This is a genomic window from Gluconacetobacter takamatsuzukensis (genome assembly GCF_014174275.1).
Taxonomy (GTDB): domain Bacteria; phylum Pseudomonadota; class Alphaproteobacteria; order Acetobacterales; family Acetobacteraceae; genus Gluconacetobacter; species Gluconacetobacter takamatsuzukensis.
The window spans coordinates 1-18,096 of record NZ_JABEQK010000020.1 but is presented as its reverse complement, the minus strand read 5'-3'; the positions used below and the strand labels follow the sequence as shown (position 1 = coordinate 18,096).

Annotated in this window: 16 protein-coding genes; 8 read left to right on the top strand and 8 right to left on the bottom strand. The window is 68.4% G+C overall.

From position 1 onward, the window contains the following. Positions 1 to 415: 415 nt before the first annotated feature. Positions 416 to 2,509: a methyl-accepting chemotaxis protein gene (locus HLH27_RS16610; protein WP_182951196.1), complete on the top strand. Its 2,094-nt coding sequence runs from the start codon at positions 416 to 418 to the stop codon at positions 2,507 to 2,509. Between the two features lie 260 nt (positions 2,510 to 2,769). Next, complete coding sequence (locus tag HLH27_RS16605; protein WP_182951195.1) at positions 2,770 to 3,204, top strand: hypothetical protein; 435 nt, start codon at positions 2,770 to 2,772, stop codon at positions 3,202 to 3,204. Between the two features lie 53 nt (positions 3,205 to 3,257). Here the strand turns inward: HLH27_RS16605 and HLH27_RS16600 are convergent, their stop codons facing one another. Beyond that, entirely contained in the window at positions 3,258 to 4,214 is a 957-nt protein-coding gene (locus tag HLH27_RS16600; protein ID WP_182951193.1) for a hypothetical protein, read from the bottom strand. A 217-nt stretch (positions 4,215 to 4,431) separates the two neighbouring features. Between HLH27_RS16600 and HLH27_RS16595 the strand changes: the two genes are divergently transcribed. Continuing rightward, positions 4,432 to 4,650, top strand: a complete 219-nt coding sequence (locus tag HLH27_RS16595) for a (2Fe-2S)-binding protein (protein WP_182951232.1) — start codon at positions 4,432 to 4,434, stop codon at positions 4,648 to 4,650. A 105-nt stretch (positions 4,651 to 4,755) separates the two neighbouring features. Here the strand turns inward: HLH27_RS16595 and HLH27_RS16590 are convergent, their stop codons facing one another. Further along, entirely contained in the window at positions 4,756 to 5,193 is a 438-nt protein-coding gene (locus HLH27_RS16590) for a Fur family transcriptional regulator (RefSeq protein ID WP_182951191.1), read from the bottom strand. 159 nt (positions 5,194 to 5,352) lie between these two features. Here HLH27_RS16590 and HLH27_RS16585 point away from each other — a divergent pair, with 159 nt between their 5' ends. Together HLH27_RS16585 and HLH27_RS16580 are read left to right on the top strand one after the other, a co-directional pair. Continuing rightward, entirely contained in the window at positions 5,353 to 5,967 is a 615-nt protein-coding gene (locus HLH27_RS16585; protein ID WP_182951190.1) for a hypothetical protein, read from the top strand. Positions 5,968 to 6,115: 148 nt separating this feature from the next. Beyond that, positions 6,116 to 6,691, top strand: coding sequence for a hypothetical protein (locus HLH27_RS16580; RefSeq protein ID WP_182951188.1), 576 nt, complete (start codon positions 6,116 to 6,118; stop codon positions 6,689 to 6,691). 48 nt (positions 6,692 to 6,739) lie between these two features. On the opposite strand, the gene HLH27_RS16575 is transcribed toward HLH27_RS16580, so the two are convergent. From HLH27_RS16575 to HLH27_RS16550, 6 genes are all read right to left on the bottom strand, one after another. Further along, positions 6,740 to 8,179: a GGDEF domain-containing protein gene (locus HLH27_RS16575; protein WP_182951186.1), complete on the bottom strand. Its 1,440-nt coding sequence runs from the start codon at positions 8,177 to 8,179 to the stop codon at positions 6,740 to 6,742. A gap of 204 nt (positions 8,180 to 8,383) precedes the next feature. Then, positions 8,384 to 9,880: an ATP-binding protein gene (locus HLH27_RS16570; RefSeq protein WP_182951178.1), complete on the bottom strand. Its 1,497-nt coding sequence runs from the start codon at positions 9,878 to 9,880 to the stop codon at positions 8,384 to 8,386. Further along, positions 9,877 to 11,115 (bottom strand): TIGR03862 family flavoprotein, encoded by a 1,239-nt coding sequence (locus HLH27_RS16565; RefSeq protein WP_182951177.1) that lies wholly within the window; start codon positions 11,113 to 11,115, stop codon positions 9,877 to 9,879. The genes HLH27_RS16570 and HLH27_RS16565 overlap by 4 nt, the downstream gene beginning before the upstream one ends. 55 nt (positions 11,116 to 11,170) lie before the next feature. After that, complete coding sequence (locus HLH27_RS16560) at positions 11,171 to 12,592, bottom strand: amidohydrolase family protein (RefSeq protein ID WP_246375974.1); 1,422 nt, start codon at positions 12,590 to 12,592, stop codon at positions 11,171 to 11,173. 463 nt (positions 12,593 to 13,055) lie between these two features. Then, positions 13,056 to 13,919: a serine O-acetyltransferase gene (gene cysE, locus HLH27_RS16555; protein ID WP_182951175.1), complete on the bottom strand. Its 864-nt coding sequence runs from the start codon at positions 13,917 to 13,919 to the stop codon at positions 13,056 to 13,058. An 87-nt stretch (positions 13,920 to 14,006) separates the two neighbouring features. Then, the gene (locus HLH27_RS16550) at positions 14,007 to 15,254 is read right to left on the bottom strand and encodes a UbiH/UbiF/VisC/COQ6 family ubiquinone biosynthesis hydroxylase (protein WP_182951173.1); all 1,248 of its coding nucleotides are present in this window, start codon (positions 15,252 to 15,254) and stop codon (positions 14,007 to 14,009) included. Between the two features lie 246 nt (positions 15,255 to 15,500). Here HLH27_RS16550 and glnK point away from each other — a divergent pair, with 246 nt between their 5' ends. From glnK to HLH27_RS16535, 3 genes are all read left to right on the top strand, one after another. Next, positions 15,501 to 15,839: a P-II family nitrogen regulator gene (glnK, locus tag HLH27_RS16545; RefSeq protein WP_012226274.1), complete on the top strand. Its 339-nt coding sequence runs from the start codon at positions 15,501 to 15,503 to the stop codon at positions 15,837 to 15,839. Between the two features lie 56 nt (positions 15,840 to 15,895). After that, on the top strand, positions 15,896 to 17,224 hold the full coding sequence (locus HLH27_RS16540) for an ammonium transporter (protein WP_220790470.1): 1,329 nt from the start codon (positions 15,896 to 15,898) through the stop codon (positions 17,222 to 17,224). Between the two features lie 175 nt (positions 17,225 to 17,399). After that, positions 17,400 to 17,918 carry a hypothetical protein gene (locus tag HLH27_RS16535; protein WP_182951169.1) on the top strand — a complete coding sequence of 173 codons (519 nt, stop codon included), beginning with the start codon at positions 17,400 to 17,402 and terminating at the stop codon, positions 17,916 to 17,918. Positions 17,919 to 18,096: the final 178 nt, after the last annotated feature.

Below are 18,096 nucleotides of genomic sequence, written 5' to 3'. Positions count from 1 at the left end.
CTTTCAGGATCGTCATGTCAGACCCTTTCCATGACATGCCCGTGTACCGCGGATGATACGGGCTGGTGCGGCAGGCGGTTCCGAACGCCTTTGCCGGGGCCGGCCGGGGCCGTGCTCGTCCTGTTGCGCCTTCCGCTGCCGAATATCCCCGATTTTTCGACATGACTGACGTGACGACGTCCATGGCAGGCTGCCGATAGCCTGCCGTGCCATTCTTCCGCCTGCGATCGCCGGACCGATGAAGGGAATGTGATTTCTTCCCCGTGGAAGGTCGTGAGAACAAAAAAGGATAGTGCCTTTTATGTCTGGTCATTCCGAACGCCGTCTATGGAACAGCCTGTCCGCACGGATTGTTCTGATATGCGGGCTCGCCTTCATCACCATACAGGCCATGGCGGTGACGATATCCGCCTGGATGATGAAGTCCCAAGTCGAAAAAAGCGTTTTTTCGGAAGCGACGTCACGCAGCCAGATCCTCGTCGACCAGATCGTCCAGCGGTTGCTGGACCAGAACGACATCGCGCGCGCCAACCAGGTGGCCCTGGAAGCGATCCACAAGGCCGGCACGGCCAACCGGGCCGAAATCGTCAGCCTGCTGCGCGAGGCCGAGATCCGCTCGCCCAACCTTTATGCCGTCTGGATGGAGGAAATTCCCGGCGGCTTCGACGGGCAGAAGGCGTTCAACGCGCCCGGCACCAACAGCCATGGCATTCTCAACCCCTATTACGTCCGCAAGCCGGACGGATCGATCGATTTCAACGCCGTCGACGAGCATTACAGCCAGAGCTGGTTCACCCTGCCGATGGAGCGCGGGGTCGGCATCCTGACGGAGCCCTATATCGACGAGGGCAGCGGCGTGGAAATGGTCTCCTTTTCCTATCCGCTGACCTTCGACGGCAAGAGGATCGGCGTTACCGGCATCGATACCCCGCTGGACTGGATCGTCACCCTTCTGGGCAAGTCCGACGTCTTCGGCAGCAACAGCATCTCGCTCCTGTCGCAGGACATGGTCTGGATCTCGCATCCCGACAAGAAGCGGCTGCTCCAGCCCTATGCGGATGATGGAAAAGCCGAGCTGGCGCAGGCGATTTCCAGCCACAAGGTGCGGATCATCCGCGGCTTTCACGACGGGGACCTGGAGCGGGTGATGGTGCCGTTCCAGATCCCGGGCTTCGGCAATGTCTGGACGCTCGTCGTCGATATTCCCCGCGCCGCGCTGGACGCGCCGGTGCGCAACAACATCGTCACCCTGCTGGTCTCGGGCGTCCTGCTCATGATCCTGTCGGTTCTCGTCGTCTATTTCATCTCGGGACGGCTGATCAAGACGCCGTTCCGCAACCTGCTGGCGGCGGTTTCGGACCTGACCAGGGGCCAGTACGACAACAAGGTGCCCGGCACGCGGCGCGGCGACGAGATCGGCATGGTCGCCCAGGGGCTGGAAGGATTTCGCACCACGCTGCTGAAAGGCCGCGAGGCGGAGGCCCGCGCGGCGGAAGCCCGCGACCGGCACGAGGAGCTTCAGCAGAAGACGAGGCTGGAGGAAGAAGCCAAGATCCGGAACATCAACAACGTCATCCGCACCATGGGCGAAGGGCTGGACAATCTGGCCCGGGGCGACCTGTCCTGCCAGATCGCCACCGCCCTGCCGCCCGAATTCGAGCCCCTGCGCCAGAATTTCAACCAGTCGATACACCAGCTTGCCGATGCCCTGTCGGAAATCGCCGGTGCGGGCAGCAGCATCAGCAAGGGTACCGGGCAGCTTGCGACCGAGGCCGAAACCCTGGCCGAGCGGACCGAGCAGCAGGCTGCATCGCTTGAGGAAACGGCTGCCGCGGTCAATGAAATTACCGAGAGCGTCAGCGAATCCGTCCAGCAGATCAGCGACGCGCAGAAGATCGGCGTGCAGGCGCGCGGGTCGGCCAGCAGTTCGTCCGACATCATGCAGCAGACCCAGGCGGCCATGGTGCGGATCGAGGACAGTTCGAAACAGATCGTCGCCATTGTCGAGACGATCGACGTCATCGCGTTCCAGACCAATATCCTGGCCCTGAACGCCGCCGTCGAGGCCGCGCGGGCCGGCGACGCGGGCAAGGGCTTCGCCGTCGTCGCCAGCGAGGTGCGGGCCCTGTCGCTGCGCTGCGCCGGGGCGGCGAAGGAGATCGGTGCCCTGGTCAAGACCACGACGGCGGATATCCGCACCGGTTCGAAGCGGGTTACCGAAACCGGAAAGGTGCTTCAGGATATTTCCGGTTTCATTGCCCAGATCAGCGACAACCTGAACCAGATCCTGACGGCGGCGCAGGAACAGGCCGCCACGCTGAGCGAGATCAACATCACGGTCACGAACATGGACCAGGTGACGCAGCGCAATGCCGCCGTTGCCGAACATTCCCGCACCGCGTCCCGCCGCCTGGCGGGCGAGACGGACAAGCTGACGCAGCTCGTCGGCCGCTTCCGCCTGCCCGGCAGCACGAACCTGGCCGAATACCGGGCCAGGAACAGGGCATGAAGATACCCTGACGATCGGGACGGGCCGCGCCTTCCGTGCAAGAGGGGAAGCGCGCTGCGCATGACGGCCGGCAATAGTGTCAAGAGAGTTTTATTTGCCGGCCGGGGCTTGCAGGGGCCAGTCTGGAGATATTAACCGGCGAGCCGGGACGGCCCGACTGGTCATGAACGCTGGAACACCGACGGCAGGCACACGGGCGACAGACGCGACCCGCGGCCCGGCCGCGTATTTCCACGCAGGATCTTCAAAAGCATGTCGCCATGACGGCCTATACTGACGATACCGAAATCGACGACCTTGTGGCGCATTTCCTGACCGGCAGCCTGCCACGGGCGGATTGGACGCACAGGGCGCATTTCGCCGTCGCCTTGTGGCTGCTGCGCCATCGGCCCGAATGCGCGGACATTGCCATCATGCGTGGCCTGATCCGGGCCTATAACGAGATTACAGGCACGCCGAATACGCCATCGAGCGGCTATCACGAAACGATCACCATCGCCTCGATGCGCGCCGCGAAAATGTTTCTCGAAACCTGTCCGGCGGATATGCCGCTTTGCCGTATCCTGGACGCGCTGATGGCGGGCACCGCCGGCCGGAGCGACTGGCTGCTCGCGTTCTGGAACCCGGAAACGCTGTTCGGGCCCGAGGCACGGGCCGGCTGGGTCGAGCCCGACAAGGCCGCGCTGACGCTCTGACCGCCCGGCCCGTGGTGCAGGCGAACCCGGCACGCGACGATGCCGCCCGGGGATCATGGGGCGGCGTTTTCGATCAGGGCTTCCAGTTTCGGGCGCTGGAGGGCGTCGATCGAACGGGCGACATACAGGCGCGCCCGCTGCCGGACGACATCGACCACGCGCCGGCTCATCTGCTGCGGGGCGCCTTCCTCCAGCAGGCCGGCGATGGAAATCTGCCGTTCGACCGCGTGGCGCACCATCCTGAAGGCGATGGCGTTCACGATGGATTCGAACGCTGCCCGGCCGAAGCGTGACTGGCACGCCGAAAGCTGGCCCATCGCATCCAGGTAGAGCCGGACGAGCAGGCTGCCGCCCGAGCGGTGGAAATGCTGCCGATGCCAGGTCCGCGCCCAGGCATGTTCGCGCTCGGCGGCCAGATGCTCGCGCATGTTCGCGCATACGGTGCCAGCCGGGCAATGATAGGTCCAGGCCGCCAGCCACGCGCTGGCGAAATCGGGATAGCTGTGGCGACACCATGCCAGCGCGGTGCCGTTTGCCCCGGTCGTGAAGCGAAAGGATTTCTGGCCGTCGACACCATAGAAGATCGACAGCGTGCCGCTGCTGTCGGGATCGCGGCCCAGCACCAGGATGTGTCCCGGATCGCCCACATGCATATGCCGCTGCATGGTGAAGAGGTCGAGCAGGGCGTCGTCCTCGACCGAGCGGGCCGCGTGCGCCTTCACATAGCTCATGAAATGTGGATTGCGCACGCCGGTCAGGCCGAGGGGGCAGAAATCGAACCCCCACCAGCGCGACATCCTGACCAGGTGAAAGGCCAGCGCATTGCGCAGTTCGGTCAGGCGCACCGGTCCCTCGCCCTGCTGGCACACGGCCTGCACGGTCTGGAACCGGCTGACGAGCGTGTTGATCTGGCCGGCGAAGCCACGGGACGGATCGAAATAGTTCAGCAGCAGCGACGGCTGCGAGTGCATGAGGTGCCAGGAGGCGTCGCAACCGATTGTCTCGCTCATCGTCAGCAGCTTCCGGTCATGAGGCGAAAGGAGTGGCGGCATCGGATAGCGGAAGGAGCGCCATCGATGCCGCCTGGAGGTTCCACGGAACGGGTTGGGAAATCGACGGTCGGGCAACGGCCGGTGTTCCGTGGTCCGCAATCATTATTGCGATCAACTCTCAATTGCAATACGAAGAATGAAGACACCCCTCATCCGACCGGGAGCGGAAGCCTTCGTGATCGTCTGTTCGTGCAATGCGCTGTCCCATACGGACATCGAAGCCGCCATCAGCGCGGGCGCGTCGCGCCCCGCCGAGATCCATGCCGCGCGCAAATGCCGCGCGCAGTGCGGCAACTGTGTTCCGGGAATGCTCTGCCTGCTGCGCAATGCGCTGAAGGCCGCCGCCATGGAGAGCGCGCCGGCGAGTGGCGCGCAGCGGCACCACCTGGCCTGAGAGCCGGACTGCAATGCGCGCTGGTGCCGATCCGGCGCGCGTCTGCTGCGATTTTTGGAAACCCGTGACGGGCGCGGAGCCGGCCTCCGGGGCCGGCCGGTCCTGTCAGCGGCCTTTTTTCTTCTTGCGGCGCCCGTAGAGTTCCAGGCGCGTCGTTGCGACCTCGTAGCCCATCCGGGCGCCGATTCCCGCCAGGAGCGCCTTGAGCTCCTCGTCGTCGAATTCCATGACCGTGCCGCTATCGACATCGATCAGGTGGAAATGGTCGCCGTGATCGGTCGTCTCGTAGCGGGCGCGGCCGCCGCCGAAATCCCGGCGCCGCAGGATGCCCTGCTCCTCGAACAGCCTTACCGTCCGGTACACTGTCGCGATGGAGATACGCGGGTCGACCGCCGTGGCCCGACGGTAGAGTTCCTCGACATCGGGGTGATCGTCGGATTCGGACAGGACGTGCGCGATGGTGCGCCGCTGTCCGGTCAGTTTCATGCCCTTCTCGCGGCATATTGCGGCGATCGGGGAGTCCAGGCTGTCGTCTGTTTTCATTGCATGGCTAGCATAACCTCATCCGACGAATCGCGTCCAACGGATTGGCGCGGCCACCATGCGGGCGGGCGGAAATCTAGCTTGCAACTGATAATCGTTCTCATATACTACACCCCGACACCGCAACAGATCGGCGGCTTCGCCGGCCGGGAGTGCCCCATGAGCCACGCAATGTATTTCGTGAACGACCTTTCATGCAGCGAAAGGCTGGCCGTCTGGATGATCCGCTGCGTCGCCCGGCGCGAGACGGCGGAATGCGGCACCCCGGGCCATCCGGGCGCGCAGGACCTGCTCATGACCGGCTTTCGCGCGGAACTCGACGGGGTCGCGCAGGCCTTCCGCGCCGCGATGCGCCGGATGGTCGGGCTGCGCATGGGCCATCTGGATGTCGGGATGCCCGGCGCGGTGATGCTGACCGCCACCGAACAGGGGTTCCTGGAGGCCGCATCGGCGGCGCAGAACGGAAACGAGGCGGCGGTGCGTACGGCATTGCGGCGGGTCTTCCCGCATCATTACGTGCAGTCGCGCTTCGCCGCCGCCGTGACGGTGCTGGCCGCGTGCCTGGCCGGTGCCGGGCACTGGCTGCCCAGCCGCCGGCCCGCCCTCGCCGCGCTGCCCCCCGTCATGCCCGACGCGCAAGCCGACGGCGGGGATTGCCGGCACGAGGATGCGGAGACCGGCGGCCTGATCGCCATGACGCGCTGGCATGAGCTGGACATGGGCATGAGCCATAGCCCCTGGCCGCACCCCGAAAGCCTCGGCCTCGCCCTGTAGAAACCCGGCCAGGCAATGGCGGGGTACCCTACCCGGCTTCGTCATGGGTGCGTTGCCATCTTGTTTATGCAAATAAGACCTAACCGCATCTAGCCTTCGACAAAGGGACAGAGAAAGGGAGCCGGCACGATCGCGGCCGGAAAGAGACATGCCCCATCGGCAGACATCCACGAACGATCTTTCGCGCAGCGAACGGCTGGCACTGCATGCGATGCGCCACTTCATGCCCGCCTGCCCCCCGGCCGACCCGTCGCACGACGACACACTGGCGCGCCTGCCGCTGTCGCTGCTGTCCGAGGATTATCCGCATGTGGCCGGCATGTTTGCCCGTGCCGCGGCCCAGATGGCCGGCGGCACGATGGAGCGGCCGGGCATCATGCCGTTCCAGGCGCCCATGGTGACGGCAACCGAGCATCATCTGCTCGATACCGTCGCGATTTCGCAGAACGGCCGGATCACCGATCTCAGGCGGGCCCTGCGCCCCGTCTTCCCCGAGGGGGATATTCCCGACCATCTGATGGCCGCCCTGGCCATGCTGGGGGCCTGCCTGGCCGGCGCCGGCTATCACCTGCCCCGCCGCGCCGCCGGCGGGGCGGAGCGTCAATGGTGGCACGAGCCGGTTTCCGTCGCCGACTGGCTGCGCGAAGTGATGGATCACGAAGCGCCTTCCCCCGGTGCCATGCTGGCGCGCCCGGTCGACGATCCGCCGGTCAGGGCCGTTTGAGGGGCCGATCCGCCCCCCACCCTGCGGGCAGCGCCCGCCCCCGGTCCGTCAGACCTGGATCGTATAGCCGTTCCGGCCCGCCGCCTTGGTCTGGTAGAGCGCAAGGTCGGCCTGCCGCAGCACGCCCTTGATAGCCGGCTGCCCCGGGCCGGACAGGGTTGCCCCGATGCTGGCCGTGACCGAGCCCCCGACCTCCGGTATGTCATAGGGCAACGCCAGTTCGTGACAGATGCGCAGGCACAGTGTCTCCAGCTCCGGCACCGACTGCACGCCGGGGGTGAAGGCCACGAACTCGTCCCCGCCATAGCGGGCGACCAGCCCGTCCACATCGCGCAGCATCCGGATGAGGCGCTGCGTGAAGGCCTGCAGCACCTCGTCACCCACGCTGTGGCCGTACCTGTCGTTGATCTGCTTGAAATGGTCGAGGTCGACGACCATCAGCGCCCCCGCCGCCGATAGCCGCATCTGTGCCTCGACCGCCGGCTCGAAGGTTCGGCGGTTCATGGCCGAGGTCAGGTCGTCATGCGAGGACGCATGGCGCAGCCGGTCCTGCACGATGAGCATGCGCCGCAGGTAGCGCCGGCTTTCATCGACCGATACGTTCGCGGGCAGCACCGTGAGGACGAGCGACACCAGATAGGCCTGCACCGTAAACTGGAGCGTATGCACATTGCCGCCCGCGAAGAACACGATCGGCCCCAGTCCCCGCCGCGTGAATGCCGCCGCGCAGACCGCCACGCCGAAGACGGTCAGCGACGTCCAGACCGGCCGCGCCCGGAAGGCGATGACGGTGAGGAGCGGGTAGCTGAACAGCAGCAGCGGCAGATGGCCCCAGACGAAGCCGGCGATCGTGACGGCGAGGCACAGGAGCGAGAGGAGCATCGGCCGGACCCGCCGGAGGTCCTTGTCCCCGTCCAGGTTCCGGACCAGGTGGACGACGAGCGGCGTCGCGATGATCAGGCCCAGCGCATCGCACGCCGCCCATTGCATCCAGTCCCGGAACATGGGGTCCGGGTCGTCGAGGAGGAAACGATCGCCTAGGACGCCGAGCCCGCCCTCGATCGCGGACGTGACAGTCGCGATCATCGAAAACGCGACGAAACGCGGCAGGCGCGTCAGGTCGGTCCGGGCGCCGCAGAAGCGGCGCGTCAGCGGGGCCGCCATCGCAACCTGCACGACATTCAGTATACAGGCCTGGATGGCCTCGCCATTTTTCCAGCCCGCGCCATAATTGATGGAGAGGTTGATCGCGCCGCAGGCGACGATGACGGCCAGGGCGCGTCTTTCGGGCAGGATCAGCAGGGCGACCAGCATCGCCGCATTGGCGGGCCAGAACGCCGAAAATCCGTCAGTATCCTCGATGAGGAAGCGGGTGATCGCGACAAGACCGGTGAACAGCGCCAGGAGAAACAGGCCCAGCCCGGCCCCGTGCGACGCCTCGGCCGCCCGGAAAGGGCGCCACGCCCTCCACGATCTAGAGATCGTCATCAATGGACGCCGGCGTCCCCCCATTCATGACCGCTCCTTCCGGCGCACCGTATCTCGGCCGTCGAACGGTTGAGAGATCAATGGCTGTCTCTCCCGGAATATAGAGCCCGCGCAGGCAAAACTCCATACGTTATCGTTATAACGGATCTCCGGCGTGCGCGCCCCTGCCCCGCGCCGATGTCACTCTCCGGCGCACCGGGCGCGTCAGGGGGCTGCCTCGCCGGGGTCGGACGGCGCGGTCTCCCACCCCGGCCCGATCACCGCCGCACTGCGCCGCCCCAGCCCGTCGACCCGCAGGACGATGACGTTCTGCTCTTCCAGATAGGTCAGCTGGCGGCGGGCGCGGCCCAGCGAATGGGTGCCGTAGACGCGCGCCACCGCCGCGTCCGACGGACAGGGCGCGCCCTCCATCGCGGCGCGGGCGATCAGCAGGAAGATGCCGCGCACATCCTCCGGCAGGGGAGCGGCGATGCGCTCGGCCTGCATCCAGCGCTCGGATTCGGCGGTCTCGGCATCCACGCCGGCGCGCGCGGTCGCCAGCAGCCGGCGGAAGCGCGGCATGTCCAGCGCCTGGCGCCCCATGCCCTCGATCCGGCAGCGGACCAGGAAATCCTGGTACAGCACCGGGGGCGGGCGGAAACCCGCATCCTCGTCGCGCAGGATCTCGGTCAGGATCGCCAGGAAGCGGCGGCGCTGCCCGGCCTTGTCGGCCGGTGTTTCCACCACCGGTGCCGCCATTTCGGCCTCCACCGCCGCCGAGGCCGCGTGGGCGGCAAGCTGCGCCAGGATATCGGGCGGCGGCGGGGCTGTCGGCCGGGCCGGCCGGGGCAGGCTCTCGCGCTCGGGCAGTTTGGCCAGGATCAGGTCGCGGATATCCTCGGGCGGTGCCGCCGGCGCCATGGGCAGCAGGGTGGGCCCGGCGGACCGGCTTTCGGTCTCCACCTCGCCGATGCGCACCGGCACCGGGCGGCGATACAGAGCCGGGCCCAGCGCCACGAAATATCCACGCTCCAGGTCGCGGAAGCTCTCGGCCTGCCGGCGCTCCATGCCCAGCAGGTCGGCGGCGCGCATCATGTCGATATCGAGGAACGTGCGCCCCATCAGGAAATTCGAAGCCTCGGCGGCCACGTTCTTGGCCAGCTTGGCCAGGCGCTGGGTGGCGATCACCCCCGCCAGACCGCGCTTGCGGCCACGGCACATCAGGTTGGTCATGGCGCCCAGCGAGGCCCGACGTGCCTCGTCCGTCACCTCGCCGGCCGCGGCGGGGGCGAAAAGCTGGGCTTCGTCCACCACCACCAGCACCGGGTACCAATATTCGCGCCCGACCTCGAACATCCCGCCCAGGAAGGCCGCGGCCCGGCGCATCTGGACCTCGGCATCCGCGCCTTCCAGGTTCAGCACCACGGATGCCCGGTGCACGCGCATCCGCTCGCCGGCCGCCTGCAACTCGGCCTCGGTATGGGTGGCGCCGTCGATCACCAGATGGCCGAACCGTTCCGCCAGGCTGACGAAATCGCCCTCGGGGTCGATGATCGCCTGCTGCACCAGCGTTGCCGACTGCTCCAGCAGGCGCCGCAGCAGGTGGGACTTGCCCGATCCCGAATTGCCCTGCACCAGCAGGCGGGTGGACAGCAATTCCGCCAGGTCCATGACCGCCGGTCCGCCGCCCCGCACATCCCCAATCGTGATCGAAACCGTCATGGGCAGGACGGATACCGTTCCTTGCCCCCCTCCTGCAACCAGTCCAGCACGCCGCGCGCCGCCGCCCGGCCCGTCGCGAAGCATGCCTGCAACAGATAACCGCCCGTCGGCGCTTCCCAATCCAGCATCTCGCCCGCCACGAACACGCCCGGCAGCGCCCGCAGCATGAAGCGCGCATCCACCGCGTCCTCCCGCACCCCGCCGGCCACCGAGATCGCCCGGTCCAGCGAATCGGGCGCCGTCAGCGTCACGGGGACGGCCTTGACCAGCCGGGCCAGCGACGGTGCGTCGCGCGGCGGTGCATCCGGCTCCTCGCGCAGCAGCGCCACCGCGACCGGCGGCAGGCGCAGCGCCTTGCGCAGCGTGTTGGACAGACTCTCGCGCCCCCGCACCCGGGCCAGCCGGTCGGCCAGCGCGGCCTCGGTCATGTCGGGGCGCAGGTCCAGCAACACGCGGGCGTGGCCGTGGGCGGCGATGCGGTCGCGCAGCAGGGCCGACAGGGCGTAGACCGCCCCGCCTTCCAGCCCCTGCGCCGTCACCACGGCCTCGCCGCGCACGGTGGGGCCGCCGCCCTCGGGCGTCAGCGCGATGCCGCGCAGTGGCGTGCCGGCGAAACGTGCGCGCAGCGTGTCGCTCCAGCGGGTGCGAAAGCCGCAATTGGCGGGACGGAACGGCGCCAGGTCCACCCCCTGCCCGGCCAGCCTGCCGGCCCACGCGCCATCGGCGCCCAGCCGGGCCCAGCTTGCCCCGCCCAGCGCCAGCACCACCGCATCGGCGTCCAGCACGCGCTCGCCCTGCGGCGAGGCCACGCGCACCCGTCCCGGCCCGTCCCAGCCGGTCCAGTCATGGCGTGTCAGGATCGTCAGCCCCTGTTCCGCCAGCCGCGCGCCCCAGGCCCGCAGCAGCGGCGAGGCCTTCATCGCCTGTGGAAATACCCGCCCGCTGCTGCCGACGAAACAGGGCTGGCCCAACCCCGCCGCCCATGCGCGCAGGTCGTCAGGGGAAAAGGCCCGCAAGGCTGGCTCCAGCCATGGGCGCGCGGCGCCGTAGCGGGTCAGGAATCGCTCCAGCGGTTCGGAATGGGTCAGGTTCAGCCCGCCCCGGCCGGCCATCAGCAGCTTGCGGCCAATGGTCGGCATGCGCTCCAGCACCGTCACGGCGCATCCACCGCTGGCCAGCGCCTCGGCGGCGGCCAGACCGGCCGGTCCGCCGCCGATCACCACGATATGGGCCATGCTGCTCCTGCTCCCCGTGCGTCACCCGCCGGCCGGCGCGCGGGGGCGGCCGGGATCAGCGGGGGACCAGCGGTCCTTCGGTCCGCGCACCGCGATGCCAGACCTGCTCGATCCTGTCGACAGCGGTGATGTCCGCCGCCGGATCGCCCGAGACCACCGTCAGGTCGGCCCAGCGGCCCGGCAACAGGATTCCCCGGTCATCCAGATGCATCAGCGCGGCCGCATTGCCGGTCGCCACCGCCAGCGCCTCCATCGGCGTCAGGCCCGCCGCGACCATCAGCTTGAGTTCGCGATGTTCGGCAAAGCCGGGGATGCGGGTGGGCGACGCGCCGGAATCGGTACCGAAGCCGATATGGATGCCCGAGCGATAGAGCGTGACCAGATTGCGCTCGTTCAGCGCCAGCGCCTTCCTGGCCGCCGCCGTCAGGGGGGCGGCCAGGATCTTGGCCCGCCAGGCCGGATCGGCGAACTGCGCCCGCAGGTCGGGGTTCAGCCCGGCGGACAGGAACGGATCGTCCAGCCATTCGGGATGTTCGGCGAAGATGTAGTTCGCCTCGTCCAGGTCCAGGGTGGGGATGTACCATGCCCCCTTCTGTTCCATCAGCATGATGAAATCGGTATCGACCGGCTGGTCGCGCACCCCGTGGGCGATGATGTCGGCGCCGGCGGTCACCAGCGCCTTGGCGTCGGCCAGGTCGTGGATATGGGCGGCGACGCGGATGCCGCGCGCATGGGCCCGTTCGATCACCGCGCCATAGATCGCCGGGTCGATCTTGGGATAGCCCTTGGCGCCGGGCACGCCGTTGCGGAAATCGTCCACCCAGAGCTTCACCAGGTCCGTGCCCTCGTCGGCCATGCGATCGACGGCAGCCTGTGCCTCGGCCACGCTGGTCGGGCGATAGACCTGGTCGGCCCCCAGATGGAACATGCCCTGCGGCGGCACGCCGTCGGGCGCGCCGATCCCCTGGTCGACGCCGAACAGGTCGGCGCCCGGGTTGCGTCCGGCATGCTGTTCCTGCCGCAACTGGTCGAACAGCGGCGATTTGTTGAGGCCCAGCGAGACCACGGTCAGCACGCCGTAGCGTTCGTACTGCTTCAGCTGCGTCAGGATGTTTTCGCGCGTGTAGTTGGCGCTGTCGTTCTTGGTGCCCTTCACCAGCCCGGTGTGGCTGTGGTCGGAAATCAGGCCCGGCAGGATCGTCCGCCCGGTCAGGTCGACCTGCTTCGCCCCCGGCGCCGCCACCGTGCCGGCGGCCCCCACCGCCGCGATCCGCCCGTCGCGGATCAGCAGCGCGCCGTCGGCCAGCGGCGCCCGGCCGGTGCCGTCGATGATCGTCGCATGTTCCAGCAGGACGGGCTGCGCCGCCAGCGCCGCCGGGGCCGTGCCTGCCAGCAGGGCGCCCAGCGACAGGACCGTCCACAAGGGTGCCGTCCAGAACCGGGCGCGCGTCCCGCCCATCCGTGATGCATGCTTCATGTCGGCCGCCTGCCTTTCCTGTTCCATTTCACTGTCCCGCGCAGTGTTCAGTGCAAGGGCCGGCATGTCCAGACCGGAGGGGCATCCCGCCGGGCGGTCAGGAAGGCAGGTAACGCGGCCTTGATGACCGCTCCCGAAACCTGCCTGGAAATGCGGGCTGGTGAGCGAGAGCGGCCCACAGGGCCGCACCCGTCGTGCGTTTCCGAGCACCGAAGCGCAGCGGCCTGAATGGCCGTGAGCATCGGAGCACAGGAAACGCGCGTCGGATCGCCACCAGCCCGCATTCGGCATCAAGCTCGCAAAACCTGCCTGGAAATGCGGGCTGGTGAGCGAGAGCGGCCCACAGGGCCGCGCCCGTCGTGTGTTTCCGAGCACCGAAGCGCAGCGGCCTGTATGGCCGTGAGCATCGGAGCACAGGAAACGCGCGTCGGATCGCCACCAGCGCGTATTTACAGGCAGGTTTTCAGATCATGTAGTCTATGGGGGGGAGCATCTGGTCCATGGTGAAGGCCGGCAGCGCGCTGTGGCGCGTGCCGACCGGGCGGGCCGGGTTGCCGACGACGGTGGTGAAGGGCGGGACCGATTCCAGCACGATCGAGCCCGCGCCGACCTTGGCGCCCTCGCCCAGTTCGATATTGCCCAGGATCTTGGCGCCGGCGCCGATCAGCACCCCGCGCCGCACCTTGGGGTGGCGGTCGCCGACATTCTTGCCGGTGCCGCCCAGCGTCACGCCCTGCAGCAGCGACACGTCGTCTTCCAGCACCGAGGTCTCGCCGATCACGATCCCGGTGCCGTGATCGAACAGGATGCGCCGCCCCAGCCGCGCGGCGGGATGAATGTCGACGGCGAACAGTTCGGACGTGCGGCTTTGCAGGTGCAGCGCCAGGTAGCGCCGGTCGTTGTTCCACAGCCAGTGGGCCACGCGGTAGCTCTGCACCGCGTGATAGCCCTTGAAGAACAGGAACGGCGTTGCGTAGTTGGCCGTCGCCGGGTCGCGCTCGCGGATCGCCACCAGGTCGGCGGCGGCGGCGGCAACGATTTCGGGGTCGGCGGCGAAGGCCTCGGTCACCAGTTCCGACAGCGCGTCGTCGGCCACCGACCGGTCGCCCAGCTTGCGCCCGATCAGCGCGGCCAGGCCGTTGGCGAAGGTGGCGTGGTTGCGGATGCCGGTGGCCAGCAACCCGCGCACCAGCGGATCGGCGCAGCCTTCGCACCCCGCCGCGATGTCGGTCCACAGCCGGTCCTGGTCGATGGGCAGCAGGGTCGGCTCGACCACGGCGCGGGCGCCCCGGGCCGAGGCCAGCGAAGTCGGAGAGATATCAGGCATGAAACCGGTCCTGTCAGCGGAAGGAGCGATATGGGAACGCACCGCCCCGTTGACCAGAGGCGGCCGGGCGCATGTGTGGCCGGACTGTCAAAGCCCCATGGCGTGGCGTACGAAGGCCCGCCGCAGCGCGGGCATCCGGTGCACGCCGGCCAGGCCCAGGTCGCGGGCCCGCCGCAGCACGGGATTGTCGTTGCCGAACAGGCGCTCCAGCATGTCGGTCGCGGCCAGCATCAGCATGTTGGCGGGCCGGCAGCGGGCCTGGTAGCGGCGCAGCAGGGCCGGCGCGCCCAGATCCTCGCCCCGCGCATGGGCGGCGATCAGCATGTCGGACAGCGCCGCGACGTCGCGGAAGCCCAAATTCAGCCCCTGGCCGGCGATGGGGTGGATGCCGTGGGCCGCATCGCCCACCAGTACCATCCGTGTATCGAAATAGCGCTGGGCATATTGCGCGGACAGCGGATAGACCCAGCGCCGCCCGACCGGGGTGACGCGGCCGAGCCAGTCGCCCATGCGGCGCTGGATCTCGTGCGCGAAGGCCTCGTGCGGCAGGCCCACCATGCGCTGGGCCAGCGCATCGCTTTCGGACCAGACGATGGCGGACAGGTTCGGATGTTCGGGCGTCGGGGCCATCGGCAACTGCGCGAACGGGCCGGCGGGCAGGAAATGTTCCAGCGCGCGGTTGTTGTGCGGGTGTTCGTGCGCCACGGCGCAGACGATGCCGCTCTGGTGGTAGGGCAGTCGGGTGATGCCGATCCGCGCCTGGTCGCGCAGGGCGGAGCGCCGGCCCTCGGCCGCCACCACCAGCCGCGCGCCGAAGGTGCAGCCCGAGCGGGTGCGCACCCGCGCGCCCTCTGCGGTGCGGGTCACCGTCACTTCCTCGGGGGCCAGGACCGTGACCAGATCGTGGGCATAGAGCGCCCGGTTCAGCGCCACGCGCAGGGCCCGGGCCTCGATCATCCAGCCGAAGGGCTGGGCGGCGTCCTCGCGCCCGAATTCCAGGAACAGGGGCGACGGGGCCTCGCCCGGCCGGCCGTCGGATACGCGGATTTCCTCGATCGGGCAGGCTTGCAGGGGCAGCAGGGGCCACACCCCGGCTTCCTCCAGCAGGCGGCGGGGGCCGGCGGCGATGGCGTAGGCGCGGCCGTCGAAGGCCGGGTCCTCCATCGGCGGCAGGGCCGCGCGATCGACGATGGCCACGCGCAGCCCCCCCACCGCCAGGCGGCAGGCCAGCGTGGCACCGACCGGCCCGGCCCCCACGATGCAGACATCCACATCGTCATGCCCGGCGCCGGTCCGGGAGCCGGTCTGGGGGTGGGACATCGTGCCTGCGGTCATGCCTGTGGTCCTGATGATAGCCGTGCCGGCCCGACGGCCCCGCGGCGAGAGTGATCCGTTCGGGTGCGCCCGCCCACAATTCAGGCAGATATCGGCACGCACGAATGGCGCAAGGCACACCAGACGCCGCGCTCCGTCAACCATGCATGTGATTGGCACGGTTTTTGTATTGCCCTTATCGCGATTTGGATCATCATTCCGGATCTGGAAACGGATTACCACATTGAAACAAGGAGACGTGGCGCGATGAAGCTTGTCACAGCCATCATCAAGCCCTTCAAGCTCGACGACGTTCGCGAATCCCTGACTCCCCTGGGCATCCAGGGGCTGACCGTCTCGGAAGTGAAGGGGTTCGGCCGCCAGAAGGGACAGACCGAAATCTATCGCGGCGCGGAATATCACGTCAGCTTCCTGCCGAAGGTGAAGATCGAGGTCGCGGTCTCCGACGATATCGTCGACCAGGTCGTGGACGTGATCCTGCAATCCGCCCACACCGGCAAGATCGGCGACGGCAAGATCTTCGTCTCCAGCCTCGACAGTGTCATCCGCATCCGCACGCGGGAAACGGGAGAAGACGCGCTGTGACCACTCCGAGCGCTTGTCGCGCGACGCCCCGCCCGCTTGCCGCCGCCGCGGCGGCGCTGGCGGCTGTTTCCCTGGCCGGCCTGTCCACCCCCGCCCTTGCGGCCGACGCGCCGCCGGCGATCGACACCGGTGACACGTCGTGGATGCTGGTCAGCACGGCGCTGGTGCTGATGATGACGATCCCGGGCCTGGCCCTGTTCTATGCCGGCATGGTCCGGCGCAAGAACGTGCTGGCCACGCTGATGCAGTCCTTCGCCATCTGCTGCATCATCACCGTCGTCTGGATGGTGGCCGGCTACAGCCTCGCCTTCGGCACCGGCACGCCCTATATCGGCGACCTGTCGCGCTTCATGCTCAACGGCATCGGCGCCCATATCGCCAAGGGTGCGGATATCGGCTTCACCATGGGCGCGGGCACCCCCAACGCGGTCACGATGACGATTCCCGAAAGCATCTGGATGATGTTCCAGATGACCTTCGCCATCATCACCCCGGCCCTGATCGCCGGCGCCTTCGCCGAGCGCATGAAGTTCAGCGCCCTGTGCGTCTTTACCGTCCTGTGGTCGCTGATCGTCTACGCGCCGGTCGCCCACTGGGTCTGGAGCCCCCTGGGCTGGGTCGCGGGCCTGGGCGCCATCGATTTCGCGGGCGGCACCGTGGTCCATATCAATGCCGGCATCGCCGGCCTGGTCACGGCGCTGGTGCTGGGCAAGCGCGTCGGCTACGGCCAGGACGACCTGTCGCCCTTCAACCTGACCTATGCCGTCATCGGCGCCTCGCTGCTGTGGGTGGGCTGGTTCGGCTTCAATGCCGGCTCGGCCGTCGGTGCCAACGGGCGCGCCGGCATGGCCATGGCGACGACGCAGATCGCCGCCGCCGCCGCCGGCGTGGGCTGGATGCTGGCCGAATGGGCCCGCACCGGCAAGCCGACCGTGCTGGGCATCATCTCGGGCGCCGTGGGCGGTCTGGTGGCCATTACCCCGGCGGCGGGCTTCATCCTGCCGGGCAGCGCGCTGATCATCGGCCTTGCGGCCGGCGTGATCTGCTACTGGTCCGCCACCTCGCTGAAGCATCTGCTGGGCTATGACGACAGTCTGGACGCGTTCGGCGTGCACGGCATCGGCGGCATCGTCGGCGCGCTGCTGACCGGCGTGTTCGCCTATGGCCCGCTTTCGGCCACCGACGCCAATCCGGGCGGGGTCGTCGGCTCGTTCGCGCAATTCGTCACCCAGGCCGAGGCCGTGGGCGTCACCATCGTCTGGTGCGGCATCGTGACGTTCGTGCTGCTCAAGCTCGTCGACCTGACCATCGGCCTGCGCGTCAGCCGCGACGACGAACAGGAGGGGCTGGACATGACCCAGCATGGCGAACGGATCAATATCTGATCCGCCTCGCCTTCCTTCACGCCGACCCTTCCGGGCCGGACCGGGCATCAGCCCCGGTCCGGCCTTTTTCTTTCCGTATGCAGATCATGCTGTTATGGAGATGATGCAGACCCAACGGCCCGTCGCGGCATGATGCCCGCCGGCTCGTTCTGAAACGGAAAGGATCGGACTCCCCATGGCTATCGCGCTTCGTGGCCGGATTGCCGTCGCCCTGCTTCTTGCCGTGCCGGCCGCGCCTCTCGTCGCCCCGCAGGCCCATGCCGTCAGCCCCGCGCAGGCGTGCTACCAGAAATTCAACGCCGAACGGAAAGCCGGCACCATCAAGGGCCAGACCTACAAGGAGTTCAAGGCGACGCAGTGCGCGACGCCTGCCGCCGCTGCGGCCGCCACCCCGGCGGCACCCGCTGCCCCGGCGACCCCGGCTGCGCCTGCCGCACCTGCCGCGCCCGCAGCTTCGGCGGCCCCGGCCGCCAGCGCCGTTCCGGCCGCTGCTGTTCCCGCTGCCGCCGGCAGCGCGGTCCTGCCCAATGCGGTCTCGTCGCAATATGCCAGCGAGAGCGCGGGCAAGGCGCGCATGCACACCTGCCTGGACCAGTACAAGGCCAACAAGGCGACCAACGCCAATGGCGGCCTGAAATGGATCCAGAAGGGCGGCGGCTATTACAGCGTCTGCAACGCCCATCTGAAGGGCTGATGCCGGCCGGGGGGGGGGGGGGGGCGCCAACCCCCGCCCCCCCCCCCCACCCCCCCCCCCCCCCGCGCCCCCCCCCGCCCCGGCGCCCGATCACACCACCCGGCACTGGGCCCGGGCCGCGCGCCGGGGCGCCTCGGCCCGGCGGTCCTGGCTGCGCCGGCTGGTCAAACACCGGCAG